Origin of the sequence: Paenibacillus lupini (assembly GCF_011761355.1) — a bacterium.
Taxonomy (GTDB): Bacteria; Bacillota; Bacilli; order Paenibacillales; family Paenibacillaceae; genus Pristimantibacillus; species Pristimantibacillus lupini.
In genome coordinates this window covers 28,993-50,991 of record NZ_JAASRW010000008.1, presented here as the reverse complement: position 1 = coordinate 50,991, position 21,999 = coordinate 28,993, and the positions used below count along the sequence as shown (strand labels likewise).

At 47.2% G+C, this 21,999-nt stretch carries 21 protein-coding genes; all 21 read left to right on the top strand.

Annotated elements, in window-relative coordinates; translation table 11 throughout:
* Window positions 1–13 precede the first annotated feature (13 nt).
* The 21 genes from flgK (at window position 14) to FHS17_RS23595 (ending at window position 21,936) form a co-directional block, all read left to right on the top strand.
* Window positions 14–1,576 (top strand): flagellar hook-associated protein FlgK, encoded by a 1,563-nt coding sequence (gene flgK, locus FHS17_RS23695; RefSeq protein ID WP_167280943.1) that lies wholly within the window; start codon window positions 14–16, stop codon window positions 1,574–1,576.
* A gap of 30 nt (window positions 1,577–1,606) precedes the next feature.
* Entirely contained in the window at window positions 1,607–2,560 is a 954-nt protein-coding gene (flgL, locus tag FHS17_RS23690; protein WP_167280942.1) for a flagellar hook-associated protein FlgL, read from the top strand.
* A gap of 11 nt (window positions 2,561–2,571) precedes the next feature.
* On the top strand, window positions 2,572–3,141 hold the full coding sequence (locus tag FHS17_RS23685; RefSeq protein WP_167280941.1) for a DUF6470 family protein: 570 nt from the start codon (window positions 2,572–2,574) through the stop codon (window positions 3,139–3,141).
* Between the two features lie 121 nt (window positions 3,142–3,262).
* A complete protein-coding gene (locus FHS17_RS23680) occupies window positions 3,263–3,643 on the top strand; it encodes a flagellar assembly protein FliW (RefSeq protein WP_167280940.1) in 381 nt (126 codons plus the stop codon).
* A gap of 11 nt (window positions 3,644–3,654) precedes the next feature.
* Window positions 3,655–3,891 carry a carbon storage regulator CsrA gene (csrA, locus tag FHS17_RS23675; RefSeq protein ID WP_167280939.1) on the top strand — a complete coding sequence of 79 codons (237 nt, stop codon included), beginning with the start codon at window positions 3,655–3,657 and terminating at the stop codon, window positions 3,889–3,891.
* 148 nt (window positions 3,892–4,039) lie between these two features.
* Window positions 4,040–5,725 (top strand): flagellin N-terminal helical domain-containing protein, encoded by a 1,686-nt coding sequence (locus tag FHS17_RS23670; RefSeq protein ID WP_167280938.1) that lies wholly within the window; start codon window positions 4,040–4,042, stop codon window positions 5,723–5,725.
* 144 nt (window positions 5,726–5,869) lie between these two features.
* Window positions 5,870–6,295 (top strand): flagellar protein FlaG, encoded by a 426-nt coding sequence (locus FHS17_RS23665; protein WP_167280937.1) that lies wholly within the window; start codon window positions 5,870–5,872, stop codon window positions 6,293–6,295.
* A gap of 18 nt (window positions 6,296–6,313) precedes the next feature.
* Complete coding sequence (gene fliD / locus FHS17_RS23660) at window positions 6,314–8,092, top strand: flagellar filament capping protein FliD (RefSeq protein ID WP_167280936.1); 1,779 nt, start codon at window positions 6,314–6,316, stop codon at window positions 8,090–8,092.
* Between the two features lie 13 nt (window positions 8,093–8,105).
* A complete protein-coding gene (gene fliS, locus FHS17_RS23655) occupies window positions 8,106–8,531 on the top strand; it encodes a flagellar export chaperone FliS (RefSeq protein WP_167280935.1) in 426 nt (141 codons plus the stop codon).
* Entirely contained in the window at window positions 8,491–8,829 is a 339-nt protein-coding gene (locus FHS17_RS23650) for a hypothetical protein (RefSeq protein WP_167280934.1), read from the top strand. Before fliS ends, FHS17_RS23650 begins: the two co-directional genes overlap by 41 nt.
* 141 nt (window positions 8,830–8,970) lie before the next feature.
* Window positions 8,971–9,168, top strand: a complete 198-nt coding sequence (locus FHS17_RS23645; protein ID WP_015847290.1) for a cold-shock protein — start codon at window positions 8,971–8,973, stop codon at window positions 9,166–9,168.
* A 274-nt stretch (window positions 9,169–9,442) separates the two neighbouring features.
* Window positions 9,443–9,994: a ribosome hibernation-promoting factor, HPF/YfiA family gene (gene hpf, locus FHS17_RS23640; protein ID WP_167280933.1), complete on the top strand. Its 552-nt coding sequence runs from the start codon at window positions 9,443–9,445 to the stop codon at window positions 9,992–9,994.
* Window positions 9,995–10,187: 193 nt separating this feature from the next.
* A complete protein-coding gene (gene secA / locus FHS17_RS23635) occupies window positions 10,188–12,695 on the top strand; it encodes a preprotein translocase subunit SecA (protein ID WP_167280932.1) in 2,508 nt (835 codons plus the stop codon).
* A 145-nt stretch (window positions 12,696–12,840) separates the two neighbouring features.
* Window positions 12,841–13,948, top strand: a protein-coding gene (prfB, locus tag FHS17_RS23630) for a peptide chain release factor 2 (protein ID WP_167280931.1) whose coding sequence is annotated in 2 segments (ribosomal slippage) — window positions 12,841–12,912 and window positions 12,914–13,948 — 1,107 coding nt in all. Because the reading frame shifts where the segments join, the coding sequence is not laid out codon by codon here.
* Between the two features lie 157 nt (window positions 13,949–14,105).
* Window positions 14,106–15,005 carry a YitT family protein gene (locus FHS17_RS23625; protein WP_167280930.1) on the top strand — a complete coding sequence of 300 codons (900 nt, stop codon included), beginning with the start codon at window positions 14,106–14,108 and terminating at the stop codon, window positions 15,003–15,005.
* Between the two features lie 174 nt (window positions 15,006–15,179).
* Window positions 15,180–16,229 (top strand): N-acetyl-gamma-glutamyl-phosphate reductase, encoded by a 1,050-nt coding sequence (gene argC, locus FHS17_RS23620; RefSeq protein WP_167280929.1) that lies wholly within the window; start codon window positions 15,180–15,182, stop codon window positions 16,227–16,229.
* 77 nt (window positions 16,230–16,306) lie between these two features.
* On the top strand, window positions 16,307–17,548 hold the full coding sequence (gene argJ, locus FHS17_RS23615) for a bifunctional ornithine acetyltransferase/N-acetylglutamate synthase (RefSeq protein WP_167280928.1): 1,242 nt from the start codon (window positions 16,307–16,309) through the stop codon (window positions 17,546–17,548).
* A gap of 27 nt (window positions 17,549–17,575) precedes the next feature.
* Window positions 17,576–18,364, top strand: a complete 789-nt coding sequence (argB, locus tag FHS17_RS23610) for an acetylglutamate kinase (protein WP_167280927.1) — start codon at window positions 17,576–17,578, stop codon at window positions 18,362–18,364.
* Window positions 18,365–18,382: 18 nt separating this feature from the next.
* A complete protein-coding gene (locus FHS17_RS23605) occupies window positions 18,383–19,582 on the top strand; it encodes an acetylornithine transaminase (RefSeq protein ID WP_167280926.1) in 1,200 nt (399 codons plus the stop codon).
* A 117-nt stretch (window positions 19,583–19,699) separates the two neighbouring features.
* Window positions 19,700–20,656, top strand: a complete 957-nt coding sequence (gene argF / locus FHS17_RS23600) for an ornithine carbamoyltransferase (RefSeq protein ID WP_167280925.1) — start codon at window positions 19,700–19,702, stop codon at window positions 20,654–20,656.
* 44 nt (window positions 20,657–20,700) lie between these two features.
* The gene (locus FHS17_RS23595; RefSeq protein WP_167280924.1) at window positions 20,701–21,936 is read left to right on the top strand and encodes an argininosuccinate synthase; all 1,236 of its coding nucleotides are present in this window, start codon (window positions 20,701–20,703) and stop codon (window positions 21,934–21,936) included.
* Window positions 21,937–21,999: the final 63 nt, after the last annotated feature.

Here is a 21,999-nt window from a genome sequence, read left to right as displayed (position 1 = left end):
AGGACAAGATACGATGACATCTACATTCCATGGTCTGGAGACCGCGAAGCGAAGTATATTCACGACACAGACGGCGCTGAACACAACCGGCCATAATATCTCGAATGCCAACACGGTCGGCTACTCCCGTCAACGGGTTAACTTTTCTGCAGCTCGTCCTATTGAAGCCTACGGCTATTCACACTCCACTGCAGCGGGCCAGCTTGGTACCGGCGTAGAAGCAACTTCGATCACACGGGTAAGAGATAAATTCCTGGACAGCCAGTACTACAGTGAGTACAAATGGCTGGGCAATTACACGGTACAGACGGACACGCTGGAAAAGCTGGAGACGATCGTGAACGAGCCAAGTGATACTGGCTTGCAGACGGTTATTTCGAACTTCTGGAACAGCTGGTCTGACTTAAGTAAAACGCCAGAAAGCTCAGATGGCCGCGCAGTATTAGTGGAACAGACGAAGGCGATGATGGATGCTTTTAACTATACATCCAAGCAGCTTAGTGATTTGAAGATGGATTTGACGGAAAATGCGCAAATCAACCTGGATAACCTCAAGTCGATCTCCAGCACAATTGCTAACTTGAACGGGCAGATCCAGCGAATCGAAGGAATTGGCGATGATGCCAATGACCTGCGGGACCAACGTGATGCGCTGGTTGACGAATTATCCGGCCTTGCGAATATCAAGGTGTCGGACTTATCTGACGGATATACGATTACGATGGGCAGTATGACCCTGGTCGCAGGCAAATCCACCGAGGCGTCACAAGGATTGACCCTGGATGATATGACTGCTGCAATTACCAGTGGTGACTTGGATAATGGAGCTATCTACGGCACTATTCAATCCCGTGATAAATATGTCCAAGGCTATGTGGATCAATTGAACCAAATGGCGAATACCATTGCCAATGGAGATATTGAAGTTACGATTCCCAAGGGTTCTGTATTGCCGGATGGAACTGTACTGAATGGTGTTACATACAGCACTGCCAATGGCAACCGTGAAATAACGGAAGATTTGAAAGTAACCGTACAAGGCTTGAACGGTCTGCATCAGTTAGGTTATACGATGAATGGTGAGCAAGGTGAACCTCTATTCACTGATGCTGATGGCAATACAGATAATTTAACAGCGGATAATATTCAGCTTAATCCGAAGATTGTTGCAGACCCTACCCTGCTAGCAACTTCTATGAAAGTGACTTTTAACTCCGATGGTACCGAATCAGTTGTAGCTGGCAATAACTCGATGGCTGTTCTTATGTCTCAAGCACGTGATACGAAATTTGCTTTTGATGGGACGGATAGCAACTCGATCAGCGGCTTTTTCCGCTCGATTGTTGGTCAACTTGGTGTCCAATCTCAGGAAATGCAGCGTCTGCAGTCGAATCAGAAAACCATCGTTGAACAGGTGGATTCTCGCCGGATGTCCGTCAGCGGGGTATCGCTGGACGAAGAGATGTCTGATCTCGTGAAATTCCAGCATGCCTATAACGCATCGGCACGTGTGATGACCGTTATCGACGAGACGCTTGATCGCATTATTAACAGCATGGGCCGCGTCGGCCTATAATCTACTAGATAAAGCCGGAGGTGCAGCCACATGGCATTACGCGTAACGCAAACAATGATGTCTTCCCAGATGATTAGTAATATCACAGGTAATTTGAATAATATGAGCAAGCTGCAAAATCAGATTTCTACAGGTAAAGCAATTAATAAACCTTCAGATGATCCAGTTGGTATTACTTTTGCTTTGCGCTATCGCGGTGAGATAGCTTCTAATGATCAGTATACAGACAATGCAGATGCGGCCTTGTCTTCCCTGGAATATATGGATACAACGATTGGACAAGCTACCGACATTGTTCAACGATTTCGTGAATTGATGGTTAAAGGTGCTAATGGTACGCTCGAACAAACAAGTCTTACAGCTATTCAGACAGAGGTCTCCCAGCTGTACAACCAAATGGTTGAGATAGGAAACAGTCAGTTCAACGGCAAACAGATGTTTAATGGCGAACAGACAGGTGTTAAGCCTTACTCCACTCTTGGTTTGGATCAAGCATCCGATCCCTTGGCAGATCCACCAGTGTTGAAAGCAATCAGCAACCAGACCGACACCGGAAGCATTCAATATGAGCTTTCTCCAGGAATGACAATGGATGTGAATATGACCGGAAATGATGTGTTTGGTGCTAGCAATGAGTCAGATACAACAAGTGATAATTTGTTCCAACTTATGCATCGAGCTTATAATATGTTGGGATCTGGGGATCAAGAAGGTCTTAATGGACTGCTCGGACAGATTGATACTCGAATGAACAACATGCTGACAGCAAGAGCTCAGATTGGTGCGCGAGTTAACCGTGTTGAAATCATACAAAGCAGGCTGTCGGATGTGGATGTTAATCTCCAGCAGATGCAGCAAAAGGTAGAAGATGTCGATATGGCGCAAGCGATTACGAATATGACCACCTTGGAAAACGTTTATCAAGCGTCATTATCCGCAGGCGCTAAAATCATTCAGCCTAGCCTTGTAGACTTCTTGAGATAGGAAGGGATCTAATGGCGATTGGTCAGATTCAAATTCATCAGCAGCCAGCCTTAATTGGTATCCAAGTGAGACCTGCAGAGCAGCGTATTGAGCAGCCGCAGGCCACCATCGATATGCGGCAGATTCCAGCGAAGTTGTCTATTCAGCAGCCTATGGGGGTGCTTGAGGTTAATCAGGACCGGGCATGGGATGCATTGGGACTAGCTAACAACCTGGAAGTATCAAGCAGGATTTATTCGCAAGCCAAAGAAATTGCGCTTCAGGGCGTGGCCCGTCGGATGGAAGAAGGCCGGCAGCTCGCTGATCTTGCGCATGTGAAGAGTAATCCCGTCGCAAGCCTGTCCAAAGACTGGCGGATCGAAGGACCGCCGATGCCCGTTACGGGGATGGCTTCTATCGATAATGTAGATGTATCTTTTACACCAGGCAAGCTGCAGATATCCGTTGAGCAGGGTGGCGTTGAATTGAATGTCACGCCTAATCGTCCGATCCATGAATATACGCCGGGAAAAGCAGAGATTTATATGCGACAATATGCATCCGTGCAGATCACACCGCCAAGTATAGATACTGTTTTGTAGCTGTGATTTTACAAGTCTCATAGAATTAGGTTTAATAAACTATAGGCCAACAACGTATATGCTTTATATATACGAGGTCTGTAGTTTTCTTTTTTATCTTGAGGACGAAGAGGGGATTCGATTGACTACATACCAGTTCGATAATGGAATACCGGGCTTTGAACATTTGCAACAATTTACACTGTCTGAGGTAGAGGGAGAAATGCCGGTAAGGCTAATGCAATCCGTAGAGGATGAGAGTATCACGTTTCTTATTGCTAACCCCTTTTTCTTTTATAGTGACTATGAATGGGATTTGCCAGAATCGGTCATACAAGAATTAAGCCTTATTGGTGAGAAGGATGTAGAGATATGGTCGATCATTACGTTAAATCAGGATCCTATGAAATCGACGATAAACCTGCTAGCACCGATCGTTCTGAACAAGTCGACAAATCGCGGCAAACAGCACATCATACATGATCATACTTTTAGTTCAAGAACGCCTTTATATCAAGCCTAAGGAGGAACGACATGCTTGTATTATCCCGAAAGATAGATGAGTCGATTATGATCGGTGGAAATATTGAAGTCGTTGTGCTTGGTGTCGAAGGTGACAATGTGAAAATTGGTATCAGAGCCCCTAAGGATATAGAAATATTACGCAAAGAGCTCTATGCCAATATTCAATCTTCTAATCGTGAAGCGGTGAGCAGCCTGAAGTCTTTGAATGATGTAGTCCTATTGCTTAAACAAAATCGAAACAAATAAATAAAATTAGAAATTTTTGTTTTTCCTCTATAAAATTCCTCGAATGCTGTCGATATAAATAATAAGCGCGGGGGAGGGGCGGCCGACCCTTTCACCGTAAGCTTCCGCAAGGATGCGGAACTAACAGACATTCAGGGAGGAAATAACAATGCGTATTAATCACAACATTGCAGCTCTTAACACTTTGAGCCAATTGAACAACGCTTCTAGCGCTCAATCCAAATCGATGGAAAAACTGTCTTCCGGTCTTCGTATCAACCGTGCAGGTGACGATGCAGCTGGTCTGGCAATTTCCGAAAAAATGCGTGGTCAAATCCGTGGTTTGGACATGGCTTCCAAAAACGCGCAAGACGGCATCTCTTTGATTCAAACAGCTGAGGGCGCTTTGAACGAAACTCACAGCATTCTGCAACGTATGCGTGAGCTTGCTACACAATCCGCTAACGGCACGAACACGGATACAGACCGTGCAGCTCTGCAAGATGAAATGAACCAACTGACTTCCGAAATTAACCGTGTCGGCAATACAACTGAGTTCAACACTCAAAAATTGCTGAATGGCGGTATTGCTTCTACTGACGGAGTTAAATTAACAAAAGCCGATAGTGCTACACTTACTTCGGATACAGCAGTAACAGCTACAACTATTGCTGCTGGTAAAATCACTGTTGATGGTACTACATTTGACCTTGCGGGAACAGATATTAGTGACGGTCAGGCAACTCCTGCCTTTGATGGTGCTAAAGCTGTAACTAACATTGGAAACACAACATCTGGTGGAGTAAAACTCTCAGATTTGGTTGATATTAAAGAGTCGGGTGGTATTTTCACTTTTACTGCCAAATCTTCCGGATCAACTAGTTCGATCAAATTTGATGCAGCCGGTGCAACTGCTCTCGGAATTACAGGTACAAATCCAACAGAGGATAAGGGTACTCCAGCAACAGTTGAGCGCGCTGGTATCGAAGCTACTACTGAACTAGGGACAAATGGTGGTACTGCTGCGAAATCTATTGCTGCGGACTCTACGTTTAAGATTGCTGTTGGAACTGAAAGTGAAGTTGAAATTAGCTTAGGTCCAGATGCTAAGACTTATGATACAGATAACGCTGATGTAAACGTTGCTAATGCTGCAACGGCTGATCTTGTGAAAGATTTGAACGCAGCATTGCAAAAAGCAGGACTTGATGGTAAAGTGACCGCTTCTGTTTCCAGCGATAACAAAATTCAATTTATCTCCGAGAGCGGAAAAGACATCACTCTGACGGATGCTACTGGTGGACCTCTGACTGCTATCGGTTTTGCTGGTACTGAAACTGTTGGTAACATTGAACAAGTAGTTGGGCCTGGCGCTCAAGGCTCTGGCTTCTCCACGAAATTCCAAATCGGTGCTAACTCGGGTCAATCGATGTCTTTGACAATCGGTGACATGCGTTCAGCTGCACTTGGAATCACTGGTAATGCTGGCCAAGCTGGATTCACAAAAGCGAACTCAGTGACTAACGGTACGAATGATGTTCAATCCGAAGCAGCTCTTGACGTTTCTACTAAAGAAGGTGCTTCCTCCGCTATTAAAGTTCTGGATAAAGCTATCAACACCGTATCCAGCGAGCGTTCCAAACTGGGTGCTGTTCAAAACCGTCTGGAACACACAATTAACAACCTGGGTACAGCTTCCGAGAACCTGACTGCTGCTGAATCCCGTATCCGTGACGTTGATATGGCGAAAGAAATGATGGAGCAAACGAAGAACTCGATCCTTGCACAAGCTGCTCAAGCTATGCTTGCTCAAGCGAACCAACAGCCGCAAGGCGTACTTCAACTTCTCCGTTAATTTTTAACGATTACGGAATAAAGAGAGACCTTAGGCGACTAAGGTCTCTTTTTTAATAGGGTTTACTTGCAATGTACCTATAATAATCGCTTTTTAATATGCCGATATAATAGGTAACATTATTCTGGCAGGAGGAAAATTCGGATGAGTTCAAATCTATCTATCTCAGGATCGAATTTTCCATCGGAACGAAATTCAGCATCTGAATCACCAAAGAGTACTCCAAGCAAAGAAGCGTATGCGGAAACTTCGGTACAGATGGAAACGGCTGTTCAAGGAACACGAACCTATACAAGCTTTGAAGATGTGAAGCTAGCTGAGATCCAGGGTGAGAAAATCAGCATAGGAGAACAGCAGTTATTTAGAAATATTGAGCAGGCTGTTAAAGCTATGCGGGGAAGACCAACAGAACTGCAGTTTGATGTACATAAAAAAACCCATCTTGTCGCAGTGAAAGTGAAGGATAAAGAAACAGGGGAAGTATTAAGAGAAATCCCGCCAGAGAAGTCTCTGGACTTTATCGCAAAGCTATGGGAAATGGCAGGCTTGATTGTTGACGAGAAACGGTAAGCATTAGGAGGGATAAAAGTGAGTACTTTACGAATAACCGGACTTGCTTCGGGTATTGATTATGAGAGCATGATAGCAAAAATGATGGATGCCCAGCGTGTGCCACTAGATAAACTCAACCAGAAGAAACAGCTTAATCAGTGGAAGCAGGACGATTATCGGGCGATAAACAACAAGATACTGGATTTCAAAAATGCTGCATTCGATATGAAGCTGCAATCCGGTTATTTAACGAAAACTACTTCTTCCTCAAATACAAATGTTGCAACGGTAACAGGAACGGCAACGGCAATTGAAGGATCGTACACCTTGCAAGTTCAGCAGCTGGCAAAAGCAGCGACGCTCAAAAGCGGAACTTTAACGGGTACAACCGTTGGCAAGGATACAACGATAAGCGTCAATGGTGTTAATGTTGAGGTTAAGAGCGCGGATACTTATCAGGATCTTGCTAATAAGATTAACGCAGAATCCGTAAAAACGGGAGTAAAGGTAGCTTACGATTCTACTTTGAAGACAATGTTTTTCTCTTCTACCAAAACAGGTGCTAACTCAGATATCGATCTCAGAGGCGCGGATGTAGGCACGATTTTAGGCCTGACTACCAGCACAACTGCTGCAACTACAACAGGAAATGTTAAGCTGGAATCGACTACATCTTTAGCCTCTTTTGCAGGGAAAGCATTCTCCTTAAAAGTTGGCGGGCAAGAGTACAAGGTAGACCTTACTGCGAACTCAACCGTTGGAGATCTGGTTTCCAAGATGAATGATTCGCTTAAGAATACCGGTGTTTCTTTATCTTTGAATTCCACTGGTAATCTGGTTATTGATAACCCTGATAATACTAAAACGATTGATTTCACTACGGTTTCTGATGCTGGTGTAGTAGGTGCTTTGGGTTTGACGAGTGCTACACCTACCAATACAGCACCGTCTATTTATAAACAAGGCCAGAATGCTAAGGTGCTGTTTAACGGTGTAGCTGGCGAGTACGATTCGAACACCTTCACAATAGCCGGTCTTAGTATTACGGCAAAGGCGGAAGGATCCGATGTAACGAATATTGGTGTTACACAGAATGTTGATTCCGTCTTTAATACAATCAAGTCCTTTGTTGATAAGTACAACGACTTGATCGGTTCCATTAACTCGGAATTGACTGAGGAGAAATATCGGGATTATACTCCGCTGACCGACGCACAAAAGAAAGAAATGACCGACGATCAAATTACACAATGGGAAGCAAAGGCAAAAAGTGGTATGCTTGCTAATGATTCCGTTCTTACAAGCAGTCTTTATTCAATGAGGCAAGCTTTATCCTCATCTATTAGTGGCTTGGCATCCGGGCAATTAAAGAGCTTGTCTGATATCGGGATTTCGAGCTCATTAATTAGCGGAACATCGGTTAGCGGAAGCTATTTGGATAAAGGTAAGCTTTACATCGACGAAACGAAGTTAAAACAAATGATTTCTGAGAAGCCGGATGAAGTGATGGCTTTGTTCACCTCGGATGATAAAAATAGTACATCAACTGCAGGAGACGGTGTTGCAACACGGCTTTATAATCAAGCGAGTGCAATATTTAGTCAAATTGTAGATAAAGCAGGAACAAGCACATCCGTTAAAAATACATTTATTCTCGGCAAAGAATCTCTTGATCTTGATACTCAAATCTCACGTCTCCAAACCCGTCTGGACGATATGGAAACCCGTTACTACAACCAGTTCACTCAAATGGAAACCTACATCAGTCAGATGAACTCACGAAGCTCAAGCTTAGCATCATTGCTCGGCTCCTAGGAGGATAAAAATCATGCAATACCAACCGCGCAACCCATACATGCAGACATCGGTTCAAACGGCTAGTCCTGCTTCGCTGCTTATTATGCTCTATGACGGAGCGATTCGCTTCTGCCGTCAAGGCATTGAGGCGATTAGAGAGCAGCGGAATGCGGATGCTCATACGAGTCTCATGAAGACACAGGATATTATTAGTGAGTTCATTATTACGCTGGATCGCTCGAACCCGGTATCGGAAAGCCTGCTGCTGCTTTACGATTACTTCAAAGAACGGCTTATCGAAGCCAATACTAAGAAGAATGCCGAACCGGCCGAAGAGGTGCTTAGTCATCTGCTCGAACTGAAGGCAACATGGGTGGAAGCGGCCAAACAAGTCAATCAGATGGCGGGACAAGCTAATGGAAGCTCTTTTACAGCGACTCATTCAACTGTCGTCTAATTTGGTTGAGCGGTTGGATAACGCTGATCTTGAACAGTTCGACGAATACATGCGGCAGCGAGAAGAACTGTTCAAGGAACTGGAACAAATGGAAGCCCCTGTGGAGAAATTGGCCGTTCTCCGCCTAGAAGCGGACAAGATTATTTCCATTGAGTCCGTCATCATTGCTAGAATGGTAACCCTGCGTGATGAAGCAAGGCAGCAATGGGATAAAATCCAGCAAGGACGCCGTTCTCAGGCGAAATATGACTCTGCTTATGGCGGCGGAGACAGCCTCTTTTTTGATGCAAAAAGGTAGATTTTGAGGGCATCAAAAAATTATGAATTCGCTTACATGGAAATATTGACAATAGTGTGTCAATGATGGTATATTCGACTTGTGGGCCATAACATAACTTAGACGCCTCACAGTATTTGAAGATGAAGGGACTGTTTATGTATGCAAGGTAAAGTTAAATGGTTTAACGCAGAGAAGGGCTATGGATTTATCGAGACTGAACAAGGCGGCGACGTATTCGTTCATTTCTCCGCAATCCAAGCTGAAGGCTTCAAAACGCTCGAAGAAGGCCAAGCGGTCGAATTCGACATCGTAGAAGGCGCTCGCGGTCCACAAGCTGCAAACGTAGTCAAACTGTAATCATTCAGGCTGGTTCATCAGCCACATTATATGGTTCGATTGACAAGTGCCTATTCTTAAGCTCCGGGAAACCGGGGCTTTTCATTTTTTATACGGCTATTTATTTAGCGTTAACTTTGAGTCATGTTATACAGCTTATCCACATATTAATGAAGTAACTTGTTAATGGCCTTCCTTCGAAAATATTATCTGAAAATTCATAATAAACTAAAAACTATTTTGAAATAGGCGATTGCATATGTTATAATAAGAGTACGTAAAGGAGGAATGCCCCATGAAATACATCATTCGAGGTCATCGTTTTCAAGTGACAGAAGCTTTACGAGAGTATGCTGAGAAGAAGATCAGTCGACTGGAAAAGTATTTTGAAGAAGCGCCGGCCTCCGAAACAACGGTTACGCTTTCCGTAACCAAAGGTAAACATGCAGTTGAGGTAACCATCCCGCTGGTTGGCGTTATGCTGAGGGCGGAAGACAAGAGTGAGGATATGTATTCCTCCATTGATGTCGTGGTGGACAAACTTGAACGTCAAATTCGCAAACATAAGACGAAGATCAATCGTAAGTTCCGATATGAAGGCGGCGTTAAGTCGCTATTTAAGGAAGGTGCAGGCGGAACGGCCGTGTCCGTATTGGATGAGGAAGATGATCTTGAGCTTGTTCGTACGAAGAGCTTCTTGCTGAAGCCAATGGACGTAGAGGAAGCGATCTTGCAAATGAATATGATTGGACATACTTTCTTCGTATTTTCCAATGTTGATAACAAGGAAGTGAACGTTGTTTATAAACGCAGCGACGGAAAATATGGCCTAATCGAGCAAGAATAATCTGAAGCCAGCAATTATTCCTTCATTAATACTTACAATAATGCCAATCACGGCCTTTTCTCCGAATGGGGAAGAGGCCTTTTATATGAATGTATACATGCTTATTGCTGGAAATGAACGTGATGCGTTGCGGCGGTCACTACAAACTGTTACAATTTAAGGCAAACAGGCGTATTTACGAAAGGGGAAGACCATGCTCGGACTAGTGAAAAAAATATTTGGTGATGCGAACGAGCGCGAGGTCAAGCGTCTCACGCGAACGGTAGAAGAAATTAACGGACTCGAGTCCACGATCACTCCGCTGTCGGACGAAGAGTTGCGTAACAAAACGGAAGAGTTCAAAGCACGTCTTGAAAAAGGCGAAAGCATTGATGAGATTTTGCCGGAGGCTTTCGCGGTTGTACGTGAAGCATCGAAGCGTACACTTGGCATGCGTCATTTCGACGTACAGCTGATGGGTGGTATGGTTCTGCATGAAGGCAAGATTGCTGAAATGAGAACTGGTGAAGGTAAAACACTCGTTGCTACCCTTCCAACTTACTTGAACGCTTTGCAAGGCAAAGGCGTACACGTTATTACGGTCAATGATTACCTTGCATCACGTGACAGCCAGATCATGGCTGAACTGTACAGCTTCCTCGGGCTGACAGTTGGTTGTAACCTGCACGGTTTGACGCATGAAGAGAAGCAGGAAGCGTATGCCTGCGACATTACTTACGGTACAAATAATGAGTTTGGCTTTGACTATTTGCGTGACAACATGGTGCTCTACAAAGAGCAAATGGTTCAACGTCCGCTTTATTATGCCATTATAGACGAAGTGGACTCCATCCTGGTCGACGAAGCGCGTACACCGCTTATTATTTCCGGACAAGCACAAAAGTCGACGGAGCTGTATTTCGCAGCTGATCGTTTCGTTAGCCGCTTGAAGCAAGAAGAAGACTATACGGTCGACATTAAGCTTCGTAACGTAACACTGACGGAAGCAGGCGTGGATAAAGCAGAGAAAGCGTTCAGCATCGAGAACTTATTTGATCATGCCAACGTAACGCTTAACCACCACGTGCAACAAGCCCTGAAAGCTCATGTGATCATGAAGCGTGACGTTGATTACGTTGTTAATGAGGAAGAAGTCGTTATCGTTGACGAATTCACAGGCCGTCTTATGGCTGGCCGCCGTTACAGCGATGGTCTGCACCAAGCGATTGAAGCGAAAGAGCAGCTGAAGGTTCAGAATGAGAGCATGACGCTTGCAACGATTACATTCCAGAACTACTTCCGTATGTACCGCAAGCTGTCCGGTATGACTGGTACGGCGAAGACAGAGGAAGAAGAGTTCAAACGGATCTACGGTCTTGAAGTTATTCAAATTCCGACGAACCGTTCACTTATTCGTAAAGACTTGCAGGACGTTGTCTACAAATCGGAGAACGGCAAGTTCAAAGCTGTTGTCGAAGAAATTGTGGAGCGTCATCGTAACAACCAACCGGTGCTTGTGGGTACGATCTCGATCGAGAACTCGGAGAGATTGGCTGATATGCTGAAAAAACGCGGCGTACCGCATAAAGTATTGAATGCGAAATTCCATGCGGAAGAAGCAGAAATCATTTCTCACGCAGGTCAAGCGGGTGGAGTTACGATCGCTACGAATATGGCGGGACGTGGTACGGATATCTTGCTCGGCGAAGGTGTAGCGGATCTGGGTGGTCTGCACATTATCGGTACAGAGCGTCATGAGAGCCGTCGTATCGACAACCAGCTTCGTGGTCGTGCCGGTCGTCAAGGTGACCCGGGTTCCTCGCAGTTCTACCTCTCCTTGGAGGATGAGCTGATGCGCCGCTTTGGTGCGGAGAACATTATGGGCATGATGGATCGTCTTGGTCTGGAAGAGGATCAACCGATCGAGAGCCGCCTTATTACACGTGCGGTAGAATCCGCTCAGAAGCGCGTAGAGGGCAGCAACTTTGATACTCGTAAAGTCGTCCTGCAATATGACGATGTCATGAACCAGCAGCGTGAAGTTATTTACAAGCAGCGCCGTGATGTATTGTACTCGGAAAATATCCGTGAAATTGTCATGGAGATGATCGTTCCGGTTATCGAGCATGTGGTTGCCGCGCATACGGAAGGCGATATTCCGGAAGAATGGGAACTGCAAGAAATCGCTGACTATGCCAACTCGAATCTCGTGCAGGAAGATACCTTCACGAAAGAAGATCTGTGGGGCAAAGAGAAGGAAGACATTATCGAGCTCATTAAGGGCAAGGTTGTCGCTTATTATGATGAGCGTGAAGCCGAGCTTGGCGCCGAGACGATGCGTGAATTCGAGAAGGTTGTTGTACTGCGTGCGGTAGACAGCAAATGGATGGATCACATCGATGCGATGGATCAGCTTCGCCAAGGTATTCACCTTCGTGCATACGGCGGTACGGATCCACTTCGTGAGTATCAATTCGAGGGCTTCGAGATGTTCAAGGAAATGATCTACAGCATCCAGGAAGAAGTAGCGAAATACATCATGAAGGCACGCGTGGAGAGCAATCTGGAGCGTCAAGAGGTCGCACAAGGCCAAACGACGACGAACAGTCCTGCTGAAACAGAGAAACGTCCTAAGAAGCGTGAAGAACGTACAGGACGTAACGATCTGTGCCCATGCGGCAGCGGTAAAAAGTATAAAATGTGCCATGGCATGGGTAAGTGACATTAGCCCTGCGATTCGCATAATGTAACATAACGGTTGAACGCGCCGGACTGCCCAACACGGCAGGACGGCGCGTTTTATGCGGTCTAAGCGGATTTACTGTGGATTGGCCGCACATACTTAATTTTGAGGTGAAGCTAAAGCTATGTTAGAACCAAATGTGAAGCAAGATTTGCGTGAAGTAGCTAAGCGGCTCCAAGAACTCAGGGGGTCTCTTTGACTTAGATCTGAAGCTGGAGCATATCGCGAACTTTGAGGAAAAAATGACTGCACCTGATTTCTGGGACGATAATACGAAGGCGCAGGGCTTGATCGCGGAGCTGAATGCCATTAAGTCGGTTGTTGAGCAGTATGATCGGCTGTATGTGGACTCGGAAGATCTGCAGACAATGTTGGAGCTGGCAGAGGAAGAAAGCGATGAATCGCTTGAAGCTGAGCTGATTCAAGGAATTGCTGCACTGGTGGAGAAGGTTAATGGCTTCGAGCTGCAGCTTCTGCTCAACCAGCCATATGATAAGCTGAATGCCATTCTCGAGCTGCATCCTGGTGCAGGCGGTACCGAGTCGCAGGACTGGGCACAAATGCTGTACCGGATGTATACGCGTTGGGCGGAGAAGCGGGGCTTTAAGGTTGAAGTGCTTGACTATCTGGATGGCGATGAAGCAGGTATTAAGAGCGTAACGATTGCAGTAAAAGGTTACAATGCTTACGGCTATCTGAAAGCGGAGAAAGGCGTTCACCGTCTTGTCCGTATCTCGCCGTTTGATTCATCCGGCCGCAGACATACGTCTTTCGTATCCTGTGATGTTGTGCCGGAGATCACCGAAGATATTGAAGTGGAGATCCGTAGTGAGGATCTGAAGGTCGATACGTACCGCGCAAGCGGCGCCGGCGGCCAGCACGTCAATAAGACGGAATCGGCGATCCGGATTACACATATTCCATCAGGAATTGTCGTAGCGTGCCAACAGGAGCGTTCACAGATTCAAAACCGTGAGCGTGCGATGAATATGCTTCGTTCGAAGCTCTATGAGCGCAAGATCGAAGAGCAGCAAAAGCATCTGGCGGAGATTCGCGGCGAACAGTCGGATATCGCATGGGGCAGCCAGATCCGTTCGTATGTTTTCCATCCGTACAGCATGGTGAAGGATCACCGGACATCGGTGGAGACAGGGAACACTGGCGCAGTGATGGACGGCGATCTGGATGCCTTCATTGACGGCTATCTGCGTAACCAGATTCGACACGACTAAAGTTCATATGCATAGCTTTGGGGAAGAGCTCCAACACTTATAAAGGTTGGAGCTCTTCTTTTGTTTATTTTAGGGGTTACATAAGATGGAAGGTCATGTATGGCATGAATATAATTTTTTTTGGCAGACATACGGAAGAGAGGCGGCATGGAGATCCATGAACAGCATGAATAACAACAAGAAAAGTACAAAGCGCAGCAGGCGCCCGTTAGGAAGAAAGGCAACGCCAGTTGCGGTTGTATGGAGCTTTTTGCAGATCATCATTGGTTCGTTTGTTGTAGCGCTAAGCTTTAATCTATTTCTAGCGCCGAATGGAATCGCTTCCGGCGGAGTATCCGGTATTTCTATACTTGTTCACAAATCACTTGGCATTACGCCTGCTTATACGCAATGGGCACTAAATATTCCGCTGTTCTTTGCGGGGTTGTTCCTGCTTGGCAAACGGTTCGCGTTGAAAACATTACTCGGCACGGTTGTGCTTCCTTTGTTCGTGCTGCTGACCGCAGATTGGAAGCCCCCAACCGATAACATGCTGCTTGCGGCGATCTATGGCGGCATTGGTGTAGGCATCGGACTTGGCATTGTGTTCCGAGGACGTGGCTCAACGGGAGGGCTTGATCTGGCAGCACAGATTCTCCATCGTTACACGGGAATTCCGCTGGGGCTAGCGGTAGCCTGCTTTGACGGCTGCGTGATCGCAGCCTCGGGTATTTTGATTTCACCGGAAGCGGCTTTGTATGCGCTTATTGGTTTGTTTGCGACGAGCAAGACGATTGATATTATTCAAAGCGGCATTCCGCTGTCGAAGGTTGCTTTTATCATAAGTGATCATGCGGATCTGCTCGTAGAAGCTATTTTGTATGACCTGGATAGAGGGGTTACAAGACTGGATGCGCATGGCGGATATACGAATGAGAAGCGCCAGGTGCTGATGGTGGTTGTTGGACAGATGGAGGCGGCTAAGCTGAAGCAGCTGGTAAGAGCAGTGGATCCGGGAGCTTTTGTCATCATCAGTAATACGGCGGAGGTTGTTGGGCAGGGGTTCAAATCGGAATAATTTGTACGTAAAATGACATGATTTTAGCGTTGTATTAATATGAATACGACTGTATAATAATACGAAACGACGTAATATTTCCATGTGAACTTGATTCATGTAAAATATAGATTTAGATGATCTACATAAGTTGAATGACTTATTGATTCAACTTATCCAAGGGAGAGAACGGATATGAGTGAGAAACTGAAGGTTGCGATAATCGGCTCTACCGGCTATGGCGGTATTGAGCTTATTCGTTTGTTGGCTACCCACCCATTGGTGGAGATTACATCGGTTATTTCCTCGTCCAGCGCAGGTATGCCGATTGCAGAATGGTTCCCGCATTTGACGAACATTCAGACGGCATTGCTCGACGATGTTAATCCAGAAGCGATTAAAGCAAAGGCTGATCTCGTCTTTACAGCGACTCCGGCTGGTGTTGCGGCTAAGCTTGCTCCACAGCTTATCGACGCTGGTCTGAAAGTAATCGATTTGTCTGGTGACTTCCGTCTGCAGGATACAGCTTTATACGAGAAATGGTATAAAAAAACACCTGCGGATGAGCAATATCTTAAGCAAGCTCTATACGCTCTCCCTGAGATTAACGGTGATAAAGCGCGTGACGCTTCGTTTATCTCGAATCCAGGCTGTTTTGTAACCTCTGCGCTGCTTGGTCTAGTTCCTGCCGTGAAGGCGGGTTGGATCGATCCGGACACGATTATTATTGATTCGAAATCAGGTGTATCTGGCGCAGGACGTGGTGCAAGCCTTGGCACACACTACTCCGAGCTGAATGAGAACTTCAAAGCTTATAAAGTGAACCAGCACCAGCATGTTCCTGAAATTGAGATGGTGCTCTCGGAAGCGGCTGGCCATGAGGTTGTGACGACGTTCACACCACATCTGGTGCCGATGACAAGAGGCATTATGTCGACGATGTATGCAAAGGTGAATGGCGAGCATAACACCGCTGATTTTATTGAACTATATAAGCAATTCTATGAAGGCCGCCAATTCGTCCGCGTCCGCAAGGAAGGCGTTCTGCCGATGACGAAGGAAGTTTGGGGCTCGAATTACTGCGATCTTGGCTTCAACTATGATGCTAGAACAGGTCGTATTACAATTGTCTCGGTTATCGACAACCTGGTTAAAGGCGCCTCGGGACAAGCGATCCAGAATCTCAACCTGATGATGGGCTGGGATGAAGGGCTTGGACTGCAGCTCGTACCGGTATATCCATAAAAGTTTAATTTGTCATTATACTTATTCATTTTTGACTAGAGCAATTATTCGTACAGGTGAAGGAGATACGAGGAGAAATGGGACAGGTGCAAGCTGCTACGCTGTATTCGGTCGTCTCGGACGGGTCGATTACAACTCCTAAAGGATTTAAAGCCGGTGGACTCCACTGCGGCCTGAAAAAGACAACACGCCATGACCTTGGCGCAATCGTATGTGAAGTTCCTGCGGCAGCCGCAGGCGTATACACAACAAATGTGTTTCAAGCGGCACCAATCAAAGTAACACGCGACAGCATCGAATCCGATGGTTATCTGCGTGCGGTTATCGTGAACAGCGGTAATGCGAATGCAGTTACCGGTAAGCAAGGGGAAGCAGACGCTTTCGAGATGCGTTCACGCTTTGCCGAGTCTATTGGTGTGTCTGCCGATCAAGTGGCAGTAGCTTCGACAGGTGTTATCGGTGAGAACCTTAAGATGGATAAGGTGCGTGCCGGTATTGATGCGCTGCCAGCGCAGCTGCAAGCTGACCGAAATGCAGCAGACGGCTTCTGCCAAGCAATCCTGACGACTGACCTTGTACAAAAAATGGTATGTGTAGCGGTTGAAATCGATGGCCAGACGGTACATATTGCTGGTGCAGCAAAAGGCTCCGGTATGATTCATCCGAATATGGCGACTATGCTTGGCTTTGTTACGACGGATGCGGCAATCGGCAGCGAATCGCTGCAGACTTTGCTCCGCGAAGCAACAAACTATACATTTAACATGATTACGGTAGATGGCGATACAAGCACAAATGATATGCTCGTTGCAATGGCAAGTGGGCTTGCAGGCAACAACGAGCTGACACCGGCACATGAAGGCTGGGCAGCCTTCTCAGCAGGTCTTCGTCATGTTTGCGAAGTGCTGGCGAAAGCAATTGCCCGTGATGGTGAAGGCGCAACAAAGCTCGTAGAAGTGCAAGTGCATGGCGCAGTCAATGATGAAGCAGCTAATGCCATCGCGAAGACAGTTATTGGTTCTTCCCTTGTGAAATCCGCGGTGTTTGGTGCAGATGCGAACTGGGGCAGGATTATTGCAGCCGTTGGCCGTGCAGGTCAGCCTGTTAACCCGGATACAGTAGACGTGCGAATCGGTGATATCGTGACGCTTGAAGAGTCCCGTCCGGTCGCGTTCGATGAAGACGCAGCGCTTGAATATTTGAAGGGCGATACGGTTGTGATCCGCGTCGACCTGCATATGGATAACGGCACGGCAACGGCATGGGGCTGTGACCTCACTTATGATTATGTCCGCATTAACGCGGCATATCGTACGTAACGCTAGGGCAGAGGAGAGCAGATTTACATGGCACAACGTTTTGTAATGAAATGCGGCGGCAGCACGCTGGCGGCGCTTCCCGATTCTTTCTTCGGCGAGCTGCGTGAGCTTCAGCAGTCCGGTGTTCACCCGGTTATTGTCCATGGCGGTGGTCCGGCGATCTCTGAGACGCTGACGAAGCTTGGGATTGAGACAGCATTCGTAAACGGTCTGCGCAAGACGAATGAAGATGTACTCGACGTGGTTGAGATGGTGCTTGCGGGCCGAATTAATAAAGAAATTGTTCGAAAAATCCAGACAAACGGTGCGAAGGCACTAGGCTTGTCCGGTGTGGACGGCTTACTGATTCAAGCGAAGCCGGTAGCAAACAGTGCGGAAATCGGCTTTGTTGGTGATGTAACAGACGTGAATGCAGAAGTGATCGAAGGCGTTATGGCGATGGGTTATATGCCGGTTATCGCTCCTATCGGTATTGATGCCAACGGACAGCGCTACAACATTAACGCCGATACAGCTGCTGGTGCAGTCGCTTCTCACCTTGGCGTCGAGCAGATGATCGTAGTAACCGATGTACCAGGCATTATGCGTACAGTTGATGGTGAGAAACTAGTTCTTCCATCAGTGACTGTACCAGAGATCGAAGAGATGATTGCAAGCGGTGAAATTTACGGCGGCATGATTCCGAAAGTACGCGCAGCGGTGCAATGCATTCAAGGACGCGTGCGCGAGGTTGTTATTGTCAGCGGCGAAGTGCCAGGTGTACTGAGTAAAGCGGTGCGCGAAGGCGGCGTCGGAACACGGATCGTACAAGAGTAGAGAAGGGCGGTATGCACGATGAGCGACACGAAAGTAACGGCAGCACCTGAGCAATCCTTGCTGCCAACGTATGCAAGATATCCGATCGCACTTGTGAAAGGCGAAGGAAGCTGGCTTTGGGATGACAAAGGCAATAAATATCTTGATTTCATGAGCGGCATTGCCGTTACGAACCTCGGTCATGCGCCGAAGCAAGTGAAAGAAGCGCTCATCAAGCAGCTTGATGAGCTGTGGCATGTCTCGAACTTGTTCCGGATTCCGAATCAGGAAGAGGCAGCTCACCTGATCACCTCGAACAGCAGCGGTGATGCCGTCTTCTTCTGTAACTCCGGTGCTGAAGCAAATGAAGCGGCAATTAAGATGGCGCGCCGTTACCAGCAGAAGGTGCGAAGCAACGGACGGTATGAGATTATTACGTTTGAACAATCCTTCCACGGCCGTACGCTGGCAACTCTGACAGCGACAGGACAAGAGAAGGTGAAGGAAGGCTTTGCGCCTTTGCCGGAAGGATTTAAATATATTCCTTATAACGATATCGAAGCACTGAAAGCTGCGATCTCCGATAAAACAGCAGCTGTCATGCTTGAGATGATCCAAGCTGAAGGCGGTATTTTCCCAGCTGACCCGGCGTTTGTGCATGCTATGGTGAAGCTTTGTGAAGAGAACGGCATTCTGGTTATCGTGGATGAGATTCAGACGGGGATGGGCCGTACAGGCAAGCTGTTCGCTTATGAGCATTACGGCATTGAACCGGATATTTTCACCCTGGCAAAAGGTCTTGGAAGCGGGTTCCCGGTTGGCGCGGCGGTTGCGAAGGATAAGCTTCGCGAAGCATTTGGACCAGGTAGCCACGGTTCAACCTTTGGTGGTACGCCAATTGCAACTGCAGCTGTGAAAGCAACGGTCGAAACGATCGTTGGCGACAAGTTGCCGGAGCGTGCGGCTGAGATGGGCGCTTACTTGATGGATCAGTTGAAAGAGAATCTGGCTGGTAACTCGTTCGTGAAGGAAGTACGCGGCCAAGGTCTTATCGTTGGCATCGAGTGCGTGGAGCCGATTGGTTCCGTTTTGACAGCAGCACAGGAACAAGGCCTGCTCGTCATTTCGGCTGGACCTAATGTCGTTCGCCTCTTGCCTAATCTTCTGGTGACAAAAGAAGAGATAGACCAGGCAGTAGCAATTTTGAAATCATTGTTAGCTAATGCGGTTAAAGCTTAACGGCTTGAAATAGTTCGTGTGATGTGATCATTCTTAAGCTTATGCTTTCGAAGTATGAATCATCACAATGACCAATCATGGTCATCGTGGTGATAATTCATTGTAGGAGGTAGAGATATGCAAGAGACAGTTAAGGAAGATTTGGCGGCTAGCTTGAAAGGCCGGGACTTTCTCATGCTGGTTGATTATACGCCGGAAGAAATTCGGTATTTGATCGACCTTGCAATTGATTTGAAGAAGAAGCAAAAGGCCGGTGAAGTTTATCAGCCGCTGAAGGGGAAAACACTGGGGATGATCTTCGAAAAGTCTTCCACACGTACCCGTGTATCGTTTGAAGTTGGTATCTACCAATTGGGCGGCCAAGGGCTGTTCCTGAGCGGCAACGATCTGCAAATCGGCCGTGGCGAGCCGATTCTTGATACGGCACAAGTCTTGTCCCGTTACCTCGACGGCATCATGATTCGTACTTTCGCTCACCGTACTGTTGTGGAGCTGGCACGCGGAGCAACGATTCCGGTTATTAACGGCCTTACAGATCTGTCCCACCCATGCCAAGCGCTGGCGGACTACCAAACGATCCTTGAGCACAAAGGACGCCTGCAAGGGCTGAAGCTCGCTTACATCGGTGATGGCAACAATGTGGTGCACTCGCTTATGATGGGCGCTGCGAAGCTGGGTGTTGATATCTCTATCGCGACACCGGAAGGCTATGAGCCGGATCCAGATTTGGTGCAGCAATCGATCGATCATGCGAAGGAAACTGGCGCACGTATTCACCTGTGCCATGATCCGAAGGAAGCAGTCGATAATGCTGACGTTATTTACTCCGACGTATGGGCGAGCATGGGGCAAGAAGCGGAGCAGAAGGAACGTGAGCTTGCATTTGCAGGCTATCAAGTGAACGAAGCTTTGGCGAAATATGCGAAGAAAGATTACCTGTTCATGCACTGCCTGCCTGCTCACCGCGGTGAGGAAGTAAGCGAAGGGGTTATCGACGGCCCGAACTCGATTATTTTCGACCAGGCGGAAAACCGTCTGCATGCGCAAAAAGCGATTATGGCAGCAATCATGTAGCATTTAATATGCTTAAATAAATCAAAGGGGTGCTAGGAGAAATTATGGCGAAGGAAAAAATTGTACTGGCCTATTCCGGCGGACTGGATACGTCCATCATCTTGAAATGGTTGAAAGAAACTTACGACGCAGAAATCATCGCATTCACAGCCGATATCGGTCAAAAAGAAGAGCTTGACGGCCTCGAGGCAAAAGCTCTGGCAACTGGCGCATCAAAAGTATACATCGATGACCTGCGCGCTGAATTCGCAAGTGATTTCATTTTCCCAATGTTCCAAGCGGCTGCGCTGTATGAAGGCCAATACCTGCTTGGCACATCGATTGCACGTCCTCTGATTGCAAAACGTATGGTTGAGATCGCTCGCGCTGAAGGCGCAACGATGATCGCACACGGTGCAACGGGCAAAGGTAATGACCAAGTTCGTTTCGAGCTTGGCGTAGCTGCTCTGGCTCCAGACATTAAAGTGATCGCGCCTTGGCGTGAAGAACGCTTCCGGGAAGAGTTCCCAGGCCGCGCTGAAATGATCGCTTTTGCTGAGAAGCATGGCATTCCGGTTACGGCTTCGGCTTCTAAGCCTTACTCGACAGACCGCAACCTGCTGCACATCAGCTTCGAGTCCGGTATGCTTGAGGATCCTTGGTTTGATCCAAGTGCAGAGTCGAACGAAGAAATGTATGTCCTGAGCGTGTCCCCGGAGAATGCTCCGGATCAAGCGGAATACGTTGAGCTGACGTTTGAAGCTGGCGACTGTATCGCAATTAACGGCGATAAGCTGAGCCCACTTGGCGTTATGGATAAATTGAATGAGCTGGGCGGCAAGCATGGTATCGGCCGTGTAGACATGGTAGAGAACCGCTTCGTTGGCATGAAGAGCCGCGGCGTGTACGAGACACCAGGTGGCACAATCCTGTTCACAGCACACCGTAAAATGGAATCGCTCACGATGGACCGCGAAGTCATGAACCTTCGTGATTCCCTGATCTCGAAATATGCACAACTCGTATACAACGGCTTCTGGTTCGCACCTGAGCGTCTTGCCCTGCAAACCCTTGTAACGGAGTCGCAAAAGAACGTAACAGGCGTTGTTCGCCTGAAACTATATAAAGGTAATGTAATCGGCGCTGGCGTGAAGAGCCCAGTAAGCTTGTACAACCCGGATATTGCAACGATGGAAGCAGATCCTTCGCAAGCGTATGACCAAGGCGATGCAACTGGCTTCATCCGTCTGAACGCGCTTCGTCTGAAAGTATCTTCCGGTGTAGAACAAAGCAAGAAATAATATAAACCGAATAATCATTTAGGCCGTTAAATGTTCATTTCACATCTAGCGGCCTTATGACCA

Excerpts from the sequence above, each read along its gene's own strand:
- flgK (WP_167280943.1), top strand. The coding sequence starts at position 14 with ATGACATCTACATTCCATGGTCTGGAGACCGCGAAGCGAAGTATATTC.
- flgL (WP_167280942.1), top strand. The coding sequence starts at position 1,607 with ATGGCATTACGCGTAACGCAAACAATGATGTCTTCCCAGATGATTAGT.
- FHS17_RS23685 (WP_167280941.1), top strand. The coding sequence starts at position 2,572 with ATGGCGATTGGTCAGATTCAAATTCATCAGCAGCCAGCCTTAATTGGT.
- csrA (WP_167280939.1), top strand. The coding sequence starts at position 3,655 with ATGCTTGTATTATCCCGAAAGATAGATGAGTCGATTATGATCGGTGGA.
- FHS17_RS23670 (WP_167280938.1), top strand. The coding sequence starts at position 4,040 with ATGCGTATTAATCACAACATTGCAGCTCTTAACACTTTGAGCCAATTG.
- FHS17_RS23665 (WP_167280937.1), top strand. The coding sequence starts at position 5,870 with ATGAGTTCAAATCTATCTATCTCAGGATCGAATTTTCCATCGGAACGA.
- fliS (WP_167280935.1), top strand. The coding sequence starts at position 8,106 with ATGCAATACCAACCGCGCAACCCATACATGCAGACATCGGTTCAAACG.
- FHS17_RS23650 (WP_167280934.1), top strand. The coding sequence starts at position 8,491 with ATGGAAGCTCTTTTACAGCGACTCATTCAACTGTCGTCTAATTTGGTT.
- FHS17_RS23645 (WP_015847290.1), top strand. The coding sequence starts at position 8,971 with ATGCAAGGTAAAGTTAAATGGTTTAACGCAGAGAAGGGCTATGGATTT.
- hpf (WP_167280933.1), top strand. The coding sequence starts at position 9,443 with ATGAAATACATCATTCGAGGTCATCGTTTTCAAGTGACAGAAGCTTTA.
- secA (WP_167280932.1), top strand. The coding sequence starts at position 10,188 with ATGCTCGGACTAGTGAAAAAAATATTTGGTGATGCGAACGAGCGCGAG.
- FHS17_RS23625 (WP_167280930.1), top strand. The coding sequence starts at position 14,106 with ATGAACAGCATGAATAACAACAAGAAAAGTACAAAGCGCAGCAGGCGC.
- argC (WP_167280929.1), top strand. The coding sequence starts at position 15,180 with ATGAGTGAGAAACTGAAGGTTGCGATAATCGGCTCTACCGGCTATGGC.
- argJ (WP_167280928.1), top strand. The coding sequence starts at position 16,307 with ATGGGACAGGTGCAAGCTGCTACGCTGTATTCGGTCGTCTCGGACGGG.
- argB (WP_167280927.1), top strand. The coding sequence starts at position 17,576 with ATGGCACAACGTTTTGTAATGAAATGCGGCGGCAGCACGCTGGCGGCG.
- FHS17_RS23605 (WP_167280926.1), top strand. The coding sequence starts at position 18,383 with ATGAGCGACACGAAAGTAACGGCAGCACCTGAGCAATCCTTGCTGCCA.
- argF (WP_167280925.1), top strand. The coding sequence starts at position 19,700 with ATGCAAGAGACAGTTAAGGAAGATTTGGCGGCTAGCTTGAAAGGCCGG.
- FHS17_RS23595 (WP_167280924.1), top strand. The coding sequence starts at position 20,701 with ATGGCGAAGGAAAAAATTGTACTGGCCTATTCCGGCGGACTGGATACG.